At 51.0% G+C, this 12694-nt stretch carries 11 protein-coding genes; 5 read left to right on the forward strand and 6 right to left on the reverse strand.

Annotated elements, in window-relative coordinates; genetic code table 11:
• Positions 1-6: 6 nt before the first annotated feature.
• Positions 7-1077 carry an EAL domain-containing protein gene (locus AMM48_RS01185; protein ID WP_102782597.1) on the reverse strand — a complete coding sequence of 357 codons (1071 nt, stop codon included), beginning with the start codon at positions 1075-1077 and terminating at the stop codon, positions 7-9.
• A gap of 167 nt (positions 1078-1244) precedes the next feature.
• Positions 1245-2834, reverse strand: a complete 1590-nt coding sequence (locus AMM48_RS01190; protein ID WP_146030362.1) for an adenylate/guanylate cyclase domain-containing protein — start codon at positions 2832-2834, stop codon at positions 1245-1247.
• A gap of 134 nt (positions 2835-2968) precedes the next feature.
• On the opposite strand from AMM48_RS01190, the gene AMM48_RS01195 reads away from it, so the two are divergent.
• From AMM48_RS01195 to AMM48_RS01205, 3 genes are all read left to right on the forward strand, one after another.
• Entirely contained in the window at positions 2969-3829 is an 861-nt protein-coding gene (locus AMM48_RS01195) for an AraC family transcriptional regulator (RefSeq protein WP_102782599.1), read from the forward strand.
• A 386-nt stretch (positions 3830-4215) separates the two neighbouring features.
• On the forward strand, positions 4216-5991 hold the full coding sequence (locus tag AMM48_RS01200) for a sulfotransferase (protein ID WP_102782600.1): 1776 nt from the start codon (positions 4216-4218) through the stop codon (positions 5989-5991).
• Between the two features lie 70 nt (positions 5992-6061).
• Entirely contained in the window at positions 6062-7036 is a 975-nt protein-coding gene (locus AMM48_RS01205; protein ID WP_102782601.1) for an adenosine deaminase, read from the forward strand.
• Positions 7037-7134: 98 nt separating this feature from the next.
• Here the strand turns inward: AMM48_RS01205 and AMM48_RS01210 are convergent, their stop codons facing one another.
• On the reverse strand, positions 7135-8106 hold the full coding sequence (locus AMM48_RS01210) for a phytanoyl-CoA dioxygenase family protein (protein ID WP_102782602.1): 972 nt from the start codon (positions 8104-8106) through the stop codon (positions 7135-7137).
• Between the two features lie 148 nt (positions 8107-8254).
• Here AMM48_RS01210 and AMM48_RS01215 point away from each other — a divergent pair, with 148 nt between their 5' ends.
• On the forward strand, positions 8255-9199 hold the full coding sequence (locus AMM48_RS01215) for an AraC family transcriptional regulator (protein ID WP_102782603.1): 945 nt from the start codon (positions 8255-8257) through the stop codon (positions 9197-9199).
• 13 nt (positions 9200-9212) lie between these two features.
• On the opposite strand, the gene AMM48_RS01220 is transcribed toward AMM48_RS01215, so the two are convergent.
• The 3 genes from AMM48_RS01220 to AMM48_RS01230 form a co-directional block, all read right to left on the reverse strand.
• Entirely contained in the window at positions 9213-10154 is a 942-nt protein-coding gene (locus AMM48_RS01220) for an alpha/beta hydrolase (protein WP_102782604.1), read from the reverse strand.
• Positions 10155-10203: 49 nt separating this feature from the next.
• A complete protein-coding gene (locus AMM48_RS01225; protein ID WP_102782605.1) occupies positions 10204-11520 on the reverse strand; it encodes an alpha/beta fold hydrolase in 1317 nt (438 codons plus the stop codon).
• A gap of 151 nt (positions 11521-11671) precedes the next feature.
• The gene (locus AMM48_RS01230; RefSeq protein WP_102782606.1) at positions 11672-12076 is read right to left on the reverse strand and encodes an OsmC family protein; all 405 of its coding nucleotides are present in this window, start codon (positions 12074-12076) and stop codon (positions 11672-11674) included.
• A 202-nt stretch (positions 12077-12278) separates the two neighbouring features.
• Here AMM48_RS01230 and AMM48_RS01235 point away from each other — a divergent pair, with 202 nt between their 5' ends.
• On the forward strand, positions 12279-12620 hold the full coding sequence (locus AMM48_RS01235; protein ID WP_102782607.1) for a hypothetical protein: 342 nt from the start codon (positions 12279-12281) through the stop codon (positions 12618-12620).
• Positions 12621-12694: the final 74 nt, after the last annotated feature.

The raw sequence follows: 12694 nt of genomic DNA on the forward strand, positions 1-12694 counted from the left end.
GAACGGTTATGCGCGGCCTGTCGTGAATGGTTTTGGTCCCGGACGTCCGAGCAGGAAGCCTTGCACATAATCGACCTTGTGCTCTGTCAGGAAGTCGAGTTCTTCCTGTCGTTCGATGCCTTCGGCAATAACCTCGATGCCGAGCTGTTTGGCAAGGTCGATCAGTTTGCTGACAATGGCCTGTTTGTAGTTGTCATGATCAACGTGGTCGATCAGCTCGCGGTCAATTTTAATGATGTCCGGACGCAGATCCGGCAACATGTTGAGCGTCGAATATCCTGACCCAACATCATCAAGTGCAACCCTGAAACCTGAGTCCCGATATGATCGCAGGATGTGGCCAAGATGCGACGTGCTGCGGACTTTTTCGGTTTCAATGACTTCAAAGACAATGCTGCTGCGGTCAATTTGGCATTCTTCGACCACCTCGATGGTGGATCGCAGGCAGAAATCGGGATCGTAAATCGAACTCGGCGTGAAATTGATAAACAGATTGCCAGTCACGCCTGCCTTATGAGCATTGCGCACGTTTGCCGCACGCGCGGCGCGGTCAAGCTGGAACAAAAGTGTCGCGGATTGTGCGGCGTCAAACAGTTGCCCAGGTGTAATTTCGCTGCCGTCTGCGGCAACACCCCGCAGTAGGCATTCATGTCCATAGGGGGCGGTGAAGTCGCTGATCGGGAAGATCGGCTGAAATGCTGAATTCAGGCGGCTTTCGCGCAAAACATCTCCCAGCCATTCCGCACCAATCGCAGCCCTGATCGCATTCAGGCTTGTGATCCGGGAAATGTCATCGATTTCCGGTGACTGTTTGGGAGGCATGATCAATGCTTTGGTTGCGGCCATTTCTTCGGGCAGAAGATCTTTTGAAATCACATCAATCAGGTCACGCAACCCCGGGCGGGAATAGTTAATGGTCAATGTTGCAACGGATGCCGTCTTCTCAACGGGAAGGTCGATAGACTTGGCCGCGGCAAGAATTTTGCCCGTTATGTGTGACACCGGTGGCCATAAAAACAACTGACCTTCTTTCGGGGCGATTTCCGGAATGGAATCACATTTTTTGCAGTAGGTCACTTGTTCCTCCCCGGTACCGTCTTTGCCCAACATACTGAACGAAAAGAGATTAGGTGGCAATTTGAATGGCTCATCACTGTGCCATTTGGGCCTTGCTGTGCCAAAGCACGAGAGCCCAGATTGGAAAAAATTCAATTCTAAAGGGATAAATCAGGGGAAGCAGCACGTCAAATATCGATGGTGAACAAATCGATGGTTTGTTGGCGACCACGAATGTCAAAGGTGCCAAGCGCACGAAAGTCGACACCGGCGTCTGCAAGCTCATGACATAGCGCACGTGTTGTTTCACTGATCAGTATTTCAGTGCCAGTTTCCTTGTTCATGTTTTCAAGCCGCGATGCCAGATTGGCAGCATCCCCCTGAATGGTAAAATCGACCCGGTCACGTGAGCCGACCGGCCCGGCAACCACAGGGCCGGTATGAATGCCAATTCTGGTTTCGATTTTTTGATGACCTGCAAACAGATGTTTACGGCTAAGTTTTTGCATGGCAATGGCCGCGCGCACGGCATTTGCCGCGTGATCAGGATCATCATGGACAACATTGAAGGCAGCATGCAGCGCGTCACCAACATAGTTAAGTACCGCCCCGCCATGATCGCGGATCGGGGCATTCACCAGATCAAAATATTCATTGAGTAACGAGATAACTTCTGCCGGTTCAAGTTGTTCTGCCATGCGGGTAAAGCCGCTGATGTCGGTGAACATTACTGTCGCATAACGCAACTCGCCCGATGCACGTGGGTCATCGTTGCGTTCACGTTCCATCGCCAGATTGACAACATCCTGACTGACATAGCGTTCAAAAGCCCGGCGCATGCGGTCCTTTTCCGATAGGCCTTCGGCCATGCGGTTAAATTCAAAGGCCAGTTTTCCGGCTTCGTCGTCGCTGGTGACGGCAATGCGGGTGTCTATCTTGCCCTGGCCGATGTCACGAACCGCCTCGGTCAGGCGGCTTATGGGGGATGTCAGGGTGCGGTTGATGAAATACAGGCACAGAACAGCGGCTGTTTCGGTGGCGATGACATCCAAAATCACGGCCTGTTCGACACTTAGGCCCTGCGTTGCGCGAATGTCACGAAAGACCGTCAAGTCCAAAAGAATGGCCATTGACGAAATCAAGGTCAAGGCAAGGATAACAACCGCCAGCCGATGACCAATTCGCGCGCGACCGGGACGGAAATTAAACCCCCAATTCTTATGGATGTCGTGCTTGATTGTTTCGCTGCATGCGGCAGCGGCAAAGAAGGCGTAAATCGCAAAATGGGCAGCATAGGCAAAGCTGAACCAAAGGCTGCCATAGATTTTCAGGATGGTTGGCACCTGTGCGGAAAGTTCCGGGTAGGTGTTGAAAATGCCAAGCCCAAACGCCGCAACAGAATAGATCAGCCCAACACAAAACGCCCATATGGATGAAGCAAGCGCAAGCTGCCGTAGCCTGCGCAAACCCGGGCTAAGGCGCTGGGACGAGTTGCTGTGCAACCCTGTAATCATTTTGCTGATTGGGCGGAATAAAAACCATGCACCAATCGCATTTAACCCGACCAGAATGGTGATATTGACAAGGGCCGCACGCCAGATCAGGGATGTGTTTCCGGAAATCAGGACATACGCCCCAGAAAAACACACATCAATAATTGCCATACCAATCATCGCAACGACATAGCGCGCGACAAAGGGTGCCGATGCGGATTGATCGGTGCTCGCTGTTGTCGGGCGCAAAATGCTTTGTGCGATGTTGCTCATATCCTGGATCACGGATTTTCCTGTTGTGTTCAATTCATACGAGAAGAGCGGCAATCAGGTTCATTTCATCTTGATTAGATGCAGGAAAGTCCGGTTGGCAGGATGCCTTGCTGCACTTATGATGATGTAGAGCAGATAGGAAAATCATGCAGTTTAGTCTTCGACAGTATCAGGCAGAGGCAGCAAGCCACAACCACACTGATTTTCACCAGATTATCATTTCCGATCTTGGTCTTCTGGAGATGGAAATTGAAGGCCGTGGCGGTCAAGTGCGCGGCACAAAGATGGCCTTTGTACCCGCCGGTGATACGCATGCCTACCGAGCAGAGGGATTAAACAGGTTTCTTGTGCTCGATATCGATATCGCCGTTACCCAGCGGACGGGCATTGAAATGCTGTGGCGTCGTAACACCAATGCATCACCTTATTTTCAAATGGCGACGGGGCAACAGGCAGCTATTTCGACCCTATTGCAGATTTTGTCACTAACCACACACAATAGAAATCAGATCAGATTGCCGAGCCGGGTTGGCGGATGCGGCGCCATGATTGATGATTTAACTGATGAAGAAGGGATTGTTTGCGACGGTTTACGGCGCATTCTGTCGGGGACGTCGGCAGCTTTGGTGACGTCGACAAATGGTTCGGGTTTGCCTGGTGTTTTGCCATCCCGTTTGCAACGCGTTCTCGATTGGGCCGACGTGCGAATGGCCGACCCGATTACGGTTGGGGATATGGCTGCTGTCGCGGTTCAGTCGGAAAGCAGCTTCTTTGTCAGTTTTCAGCGATATCTTGGCACAACGCCGATGCGCTGGCTTACCGAGCAACGCTTGCTTGCTGCACGCCAATTATTGCTTGGTTCTGATGATCACACCTCAATCGGGGTACTGGCATCACAGGTTGGGTTTACCGATCAAAGCGCATTCTCGCGCGCGTTTTCACGCCGCTTCGGACATCCCCCAATCAGGATACTCCGCCAACTACCCGATCAGGTTTGCGACATTTAACCGCTTAAAAATCAAAAGAAGCTTTTGTCGGATCGATTGCAATTGTGAGCCATTACTCAGAATAATTTTGCGCGCCGTTCTTGGCAAAGCGGAGGTGCTACCGACCATCGTCGTTGGATGTTTGCTGATGTTGGCCGGGGGGGGGGCGGTGGATGGAGTGATGCTGTGCTTACGGCGAAAGGCATAACATTATAGCCTTTCATTCATCCGATAGCCTTTATCAAAGTCTTGTAATCATCAGAGATGAGGTGGCCAGCACTCACATTTACGTGACCATACGTAGTAATACATATATTTGTGCTGTGCAGCGTTATGTAAATGACTTATAGTCGCCCGGTACTTGGGGAGGGGGCGTTTGTAATATTTTACGCACCAAGGACACGTACATGACGCAGGTAAAAGCTGATATTGCACAGGATTTAAAATTGGCAATGTCGGCCGCCGAGTTTGACAGGGCGGCCAAAATTGGTGCCCGAATTCTACGGATGCACCCAAAGCGGACCGATATACAGCTCATGACAGCTGTGAGCGAAATGCAGGGAAAGAACCCTTTGCAGGCCGGGCAGAGATTACGACGTATCTTCCGCACATTACTTCCGAATGACCGTTTTTTTGGGCCTGTATCGCAGAATCTTCTGCAATATTCTTATATCACAAATGACTTTAGTTCAGTCGAGTTGGTGATGGAAGAACGCCATCGCGCCGCGCCGCAGTATTCCGTTTTTGCCTTGATGCTTGCGGATGTCATTTTCCGTCATCAATGCAAGTTAAGCCCGGGGCGCAGTTATGCGCCAAAACTGGCTCAGGCAATTGGACTTCTGGAAAACATGGCACCGTCTGACCCGTGCTATCGAGACATGCAAACACTTTTGGCGCGGATTTATCTGTATAAAGAAGAGCATGAAAAAGCGTTTCCATTGCTTGAAAATATCACCCAAAAGCAACCCCAAAACAGGGCGTTACGTGAACTGTTGGCGTCCAGTTATGCGATTGCTGGGGAAGTCGAAAAAGCCGTTTCAACCAGTCTTGCAATCATCTATGATTTTCCTGATGCAGGGGCGCAGCCTTTTATCATTATTTCATTTATGCGCCCGCAATCCATGCCGGAAAACGCACGCGAGGTTCTGACTGAGATTGCCATCAACTCGCAAAACGATGCGGAACAGGTTTATAAGGCGTCATTTGCGTTGGCGCGGATGGATGAGGCCGATGGCAATATGAAGTCGGCATTCGACTGGTATCAAACCGGACATGCTGCGAGCCGCAAAGCTCGCCCAATTGATATGGTCGCAGAGTTCCACGAAATGAACCGTGTCGCCGAATTTGCGCGCAACGCTGTCGCTGACGATCTTGGTGACGCTAAAGGCGCCTCGTTTGAGAGAGAAGATGGCCCTCAGCCGATCTTTATCGTTGGTATGCCCCGTTCAGGGACAACATTGACTGAACGGATACTCGGTGCACACCCTGACGTTTATGCAGCAGGTGAAATCGGTGACCTTGCTCGGGCTCTGGCCGAGGTTATTGGGCCATGTTCTTTTTCTGAACAGATTGCACGGCTGAACAAGAAAACCATCGCTGAAATTCGCAAACGTTATCTTGCGGCGATGAAGGCATATGCCCCGAATGCACGATTTATCACCAACAAGACACCTGCTAACTTTTTGCGATTAGAAGCGATCCGCCGTATATTTCCAGAGGCGCCGATCATTCACACGCATCGTCATCCGTTGGCAACGTGTCTTTCTATCTATACAACGCCGTTTGCTGTGCCGATGCGCTTTGCTGATGATCTTGGTGATTTAGCTGATTACTATCGTGGCTATAATACTCTGATGAACGTGTTCTTTGAAACCGATCAGCGTGGAATGCTTTATGACCTGTGCTATGAAGATTTGGTCGCAAATCCCGAATCTGTTGCCAAGGATTATCTCGCTCATTGCGGATTGGACTGGCATGAGAAATGCCTTGAATTCTATCGCGACGGTAAGACATCGACAACTGCAAGCATGATACAGGTGCGTCGCCCGATTAATAAGGATTCGCTTGGCAAGTGGCAACGGTTTGAGCCCTTTATCGGGCCACTTGCCGATCTGGTTGCCGACATCGCAGTGCCTGATAAAAAAGCACATAAGAAATCGACCCGCAAAACGTTTGCGGCGTGACGTCATTGGGGCTTTCGGGGTAGAAAGGTTTCTTGCAAGATCAAGAACCCGAAAATGCCGGAGCGCCCAAATGATCCATAAAATCCCAAAAGCAGAGCTGCACTTGCATCTTGAAGGTGCGATGACGCCGGCGCTTGTACGGTCCTTTGCCATGCGAAATGGCCTTACGTTGCCTGCTGGGATTTATGATGATCAGGATCGGTATATCTGGTCGGATTTTCCCGAGTTTCTCATGAGTTTTGATAAGGCAAGTGCCGCGATCCGCACGAAGCAAGATTATGCCGATCTGACGTATTTCTATCTGACCGAGCAGGCCAAATCAGGTGCGCTTTATGTCGAGCTGTTCTGTTCACCAACCCATGCGGCTGAATGCGGGATTTCGTTTGGTGATCACCTTGAAGGGGTTGTCGATGGCATTGATCGTGCAGAAAAGGAGTGCGGCATCATTGGCCGGGTCATTATGACCTGCGTGCGCCATGTCGGCGGTGACATCGCTGTTGAAGTTGCCAAAGACACTGTTGCATGCGGCCACCCCTATGTCGTTGGCTTTGGCATGGGCGGTAATGAAAGCATGTTTTCGCAAGAAACCTTTTACCCGGCATTCAAGATTGCCGCAGATGGCGGTCTTGGCTGCACGACCCATGCGGGCGAGGTGCAAGGTCCGCAGAGTGTTTGGGATGCGATTGATAAACTGCCAGTGACCAGAATTGGGCATGGTGTTCGCTCAATCGAAGACCCGAAACTGGTTGAGACCCTTGTTAAGCGTGGCATCGTTCTTGAGGTGTGCCCGGGATCAAACATCGCACTTTCGGTTTATCCCGATTTCGCAGCCCATCCGTTGCGTAAACTTTATGAGGCTGGCGTCAAGGTGACGCTGGGATCTGACGATCCGCCGTTCTTCCACACAAGTTTGGCCGATGAATATCAGTGTGCACAGGATGATTTTGGGTTCAGTGATGCGGAACTTCTTGGCATTACCCGAACCGCCCTTGAAGCGGCCTTTGTCGATGACGACACCAAAGCTAAGCTGATCGCAAAGCTTTGACCACGTTTCTGCTGCCTATGACAGCAAGGTGAGTTCTGTCCTAAATGAAAAGCGCCCTGTCAGAAGGGTGCTTTTTAAATGATGCGTGCAGTGTTGGATTACCAGCGCGTTTTCCCCAGAAGCTTTTCGCCAAGCGGCGTCAGGTTTGCCCGGTCATAGCGGGTTTGTTCCCAGTTGCGTGGATCACCTGGGAAGGCATGGCCGCGGGCGGGAAGACGTTCAGACCAGCTTTTGACCCGCCAGTCGACAAGGTCCTGTTCCTCGGGCGTTGCCGGTGCCATCGAGATATATTGTGCAATACGTGATTGATCCGACCGGTTGGCGCGAATGCCATGCGCCAGCAAGCTGTTGAAAATCACAAGATCGCCAGTCTTCATCGCTATGCGCTTTGGTTCATAGGGGATGCTGTCCATATCCGGGCGGAACGGGTCGCGACCTGATGGTGCCGTTTTGCGCCATTGCTCAAAATTGGCAAATAAATCAGGCACGCATTGAAAGCCGCCCATATCGTCGGTGGTATCAACCAGCGATAAAACACCCTGCACATTAATTGGCAAAGGATCGGCCGTCGTATCTGCATCCCAGTGAATGAAGCCGTCAAATGCACGTTTACCTGTATTGGGCGTGTTCAGGTTGGCTCGATCAATCGACACCCAAAGATCAGTTCGATCCCAAATATCAACAAAGGCGTCGTAAACGCGCTGTGTCTGACGGTTGTCCCAAAGTGTCTGATGATTGTAGACTTCGACCATGCCTGAATTGTTCAGTTCGGTCATTGCATGATCGCGCATTTGCGGCCGGCTCCAACTGGCCGGATCATTCGGGTCCATTTCCTGAAATTCCCACAGGAAATCGCGGGTCGCACGGACCTGTTCATCGGGAACCGCATTTGGCACGACGACATAGCCATAGGTCTGCCAATGGGTAAAATCATCCTCGGATAAAACGCGAAGCGGTAACGTCTTTGCAAGGTCGCGCAACTGTGCACCACGAACCTCCTTAACCGACGCATTGCCGGGACGATCGGCATTGGGGGTGTTTGACATTGGGGCGTTTGCCAGCATCGACATTGCGGTATCTCCCGAGTGCTTTGTTTGTGACAGGTTGAATTCTAACCTCTGACTCGGGAATTTGCCCACTGACAGCACGGACAAATACTGATACTATTCGGTCAATATTATCCAATATGTATGCCGTATAAGCGTGATTGGTATTTAAATGAAATTGCTGTTTGAGCATGTCCAGATTGCAGCAGATCGGTCTTGGAAGGGATTGCACCGTAATTTGGAAGCAATTCCGTTCGAATGGCATTTCCATCCGGAATATGAATTAACCCTGACGCTAGGCAGCCATGGACAGCGATACGTGGGTGACCATATCGGGACGTATGGCGAGGATGACCTGGTTCTATTGGGGCCGAATTTACCCCACACATGGCACTCAAAAAATGCCGGCCCACCGTCGGTAACGCCGGGTGGTATGCGTGCTCATGACGCAGCCCTTCAGGTTAAGGGACGGCGTAAGGGGCATCAGGCGTTTGTTTTCTGGTTCACGGTGGACTGGATCAATTCGATCTGCAAAACCATCCCCGAATTATCATCGTTGGAAAAAATCCTGCTTCTGTCACGGCGTGGGGTGAAGTTCGATGCAAAAATTGCGCGTAAGGTGGCGAAGCTTGCTGCAAATTTTGATCAGGGAAAGCCGGCAGATCAGCTTGTGCTTTTGATCGAAGTGCTGCGCACCTTGATTGATGCCAAAGACCTCAAGCCGTTGGCCTCTGATCGGTTTAATGCCGATGTTCCGGGTCGCGACGATGCCAGTCGGCTCGGCAAGGTGCTTGATCAATTGCATGGTGCCTATGTCGAGCCCGTCAGCAGTCGTGTGATCGCACAAAATGCAGGTATGAGCGAACGCACATTGCGGCGCTTTTTTCAGCGCCATATGGGCACAAATATTCAGGATTATCTAATGGGGTTGCGGCTTGGGCGTGCGGTCAGTCTGTTGCTGTCATCAGATATGCCGATTTATTGCGTAGCGGAGGAAGCCGGTTTTCAGAATCTGTCACACTTTAACCGTCAGTTCCGTCGTCATCGTGGCGTTGCGCCAAGTGCATTTCGTAAAATGCGTTTTGACGGGGTAGAAATCAGCACGTCATCCCGGTGAGTTGTTGGGGATGTCAGCCAGCGGTTGAAAGCCACTCGGCATGATGGCGTGAAACATGCAAATCAAATGCTGCCCAGAATTGATCGCGAAGATAGTCCTGCTCTTGCAGGATTTCATGCCGGGCTTCGGGAATTTCGCACATGGTCACATTGGGATGGTTGCCAAAAAGGTCATTTGTTGTGGTGTTTGACACAACCTGATCGTTGCCAGCGAGAACCATGGTGATAGGCGGCAGTTCCATGGCGCCTGAAGGTGTCGCAAGTTTGCTCATGAGGTTGGCCTGAGTACGAAAACAGGCATCAAGCCACCCTGCAGAAACGCCGCCGATGACAAGGTCTGGCTGGGCTGTCAGCAGCGCAACATTGCGAGCATATCGTTCGGCATCAGACGTTAAAAGGTTTTCCGGCTCAAATGCATTCAGCGGTGACAATGCCTTTTGACCCGGAAGGTATTGCTGATCAAAACCGTATCGGCATAGGCTGGCGGATAAGAACTGTGCCGCAATCGCCAGCCAATCCGGACCACCCATGCCAAAAAACGGCGCCAACATCACAACACTTTTCCAAAGATCTGGTTGGGATAGTAGCATCTTCATGGCCACGAGCCCGCCCGTCGAATGGGTTAAAAGCATTTGGCACGTTATGTCATGCTGATCTTTGATATGGGCCATAATACACGCGGTATCAGACACATACTCCATGACATCTTTGATATAGCCCATGATGGGATCTGACGTCGCGCGATCAGAACCACCTTGCCCGCGGAAATCAAACGTGACGCAACCCAACCCACGTTTAGCAAGATCCACGGCAGTTTCTTGATATCGTTCGATATATTCGCCTCGCCCCTGCAGAATAAGGACATAGGCATCCAAATTATCCCTAGAAGGAGGGCTTATGCCATAGCGTAACCGCACGCCATCTTTATTGGTTACGTGATGCAGGGAGAAATTCATTCAAATGCCTGTCTCAAGTTCCGTTCAAGCCGACGTCAAAACCGCATATCTATTCTACGGGATTTGGGGTCGCCGGGGCACGTGACACAGCGATGAAATGCATGATTTTTTCCATCATGGTGTCAAAATCCGGGTTGAACGTCGCACGTCGCAGGGTTCCGGGTGTCGCACCGTCAACAAGGTTGCGTTCTCCGTAAACGGCATCGGGTGCTGTTTGGCAGGTTTCCTTGTCTTCTTTGTTGTCATAGTGGCCGCAATCAGGATGTTTGCCATCAAGCCCATAAACAGGATCGTTCGGCGAAAGAGTAATACCGGTATGAGCATGGTTTAACGTTCTGAAGTCCGCATTTGCAGACTTAACAACGTCAATACCGTCACATTGGGTTTGTTCGTCGGGGATTTCGATTTCCCCTTGATACCAGACCATATGACGGTTTGGGACAGTCACCTTTTCACAGAAGAAATCAAGTGCGACAAGCGGGTCGATGGTTTGGTCATCCGAACTGACCGCAACGAATACCGGAATGTCGACAGCGCCAATTGATCCATCGCGATAGGGGGAGGTGAGCAAATGAAACTCTGCCGCACCATTCATCGCCATCGAGCCATATTTCCCCGGATCATTGTTTTCACCCTTGCCCGCCCAATTTTTGACATAGCGGACATAGGGGGTGAGCCATGCCATGCCGCTGCGCGCAGAAAAGCCGGGCGATAGCATGACAAGGGCGTTCAGGCGATCATCGTGATCAGCCATATCATAGTAACGCCCAATCAGGGCCGCACCGGTTGAAAAGCCGATGGGAATGATCTGTTCTACTTCCGGGCCAAACGATTCAACACCGAATTTAACCGTATCCATCCAGTCCTGATACGCAACGTCCATAAGGTCGGCGGGAACCGTGCCATGCCCAGGCAACAACACACCATGGAACGATGCGCACGGGTATTTATCGCGCAAGGCATCGCGTACATCACTTAACCAATATGGACTGTCCGTAAGCCCATGGACCATGACAAAGCCCAGATTTTCGCCGCGCGATAAGGTGACATCACCATCCGCACAGGAATTTCGGTCTGGCGCAATGTCGTAAGGCGCGCGCATTTCAACAACTTCATCCAGACTGAACGATCCAAACGGCTGTTTTTCATCGGCGAAGCGCGTGCTTTCTAACACCGTGCGAATTTGACTTCGGGTGTTTTTGACATAGTCAGGAAATGCACCATTGGGCGAGGGGGCCTGAACGGCCATGCCAGATGGGGAAAGGGCATCGGCGTTGGCGGCCTGTATTGTGCTTATCCCCGCAAGCAGGCCGGTTGCGATACTGATGGAACAAAGTCGTAATCCTATCGCGTGACGGACGGACATGGGGCATCTCCAGAACTGGGGCGAGTGTGTTGATCAATTGCAACCTTAACGCGGGCATCGATCATGTGCGAGCAACAAAAAAAGCGGCCTTTATCAGACCGCTTTGAAAGTATGTCGACTTTCGGCACCGAGATATCATGGTGTGTCTTGGTTATTCCATGATTTCCCAGCTATGGGTGATCTCTGCCGCCTTGGACAGCATGATCGAGGCTGAGCAATATTTTTCCGCAGATAATTCAACAGCCCGACCGATTTTAGCTTCGTTCAGGTTATCCCCCTTCACCTTGAAATGCAGGTGAATCTTGGTGAAAACCTTAGGATCGGTTTCAGCACGTTCGGCTTTGACATCGGTTTGCACATCCAGAACGTTCTCGCGCCCTTTTTTAAGGATATGAACGACATCAATTGATGAACATCCGGCAATGCCCAGAAGAAGCATTTCCATCGGGCTTGGGCCAAAGCCATTTTCCCGGTCCCCATCCATGACGACACCGTGGCCACTGCCGCTGGTGCCTGTGAAGGTCAGGTTCTCAAGCCACTTTACCCGTGCTTCCATGATCAAAATTCCTGTTTTTGAAAAACTGTTGACCCATCGTCTAGCGCGGTTGGCGCGTGCCTGCAAGTTACGATCAGTTTTGTCCCCACAACACAGCGCGGGATTAATGCGACCGTTGGTGGTAAACTGTTATTGGAGTTTTTACTTTCCGGCGTGATACTTACGTCAGAATTAGACCCTTATGGCTTAAGGAGTATAGGTCATGTCGCAGGATGCAGCTCGCAGCAAAAGCCGTTTCATGATGGGCATGGAACATGTGCTTCGCGAAATCAATCACGAGATCATTAGTCCGGCAATTCCCGATATGTCGGTTGAAAACGCCGTGCCACTGATGATTACGGTCGCCCGTTTGCGTGCGGAATACCTGAAGTACGCGTTCAAATTAAGTGCAGACCGTACCGACCAGCATCCCACTGAGGAAGAACTTGCCAAGCTAAAGCATCTTCGCGAAACCTATCAGGAAATGCTGGCTGCTGCGCGTGAGCTGGAACATTGCATCGACCGTGGTTATATCGATCTGCCGGTTTCGGCGGCAAAATCATAGTTGATTATACCTCTCCATAAGAATTATAATGACTTATTCTTCTGTATATGTAATGGCTTGCGCATAAAGACAAA

This window comes from Thalassospira sp. GB04J01, from assembly GCF_000751115.1.
GTDB lineage: Bacteria > Pseudomonadota > Alphaproteobacteria > Rhodospirillales > Thalassospiraceae > Thalassospira > Thalassospira lucentensis.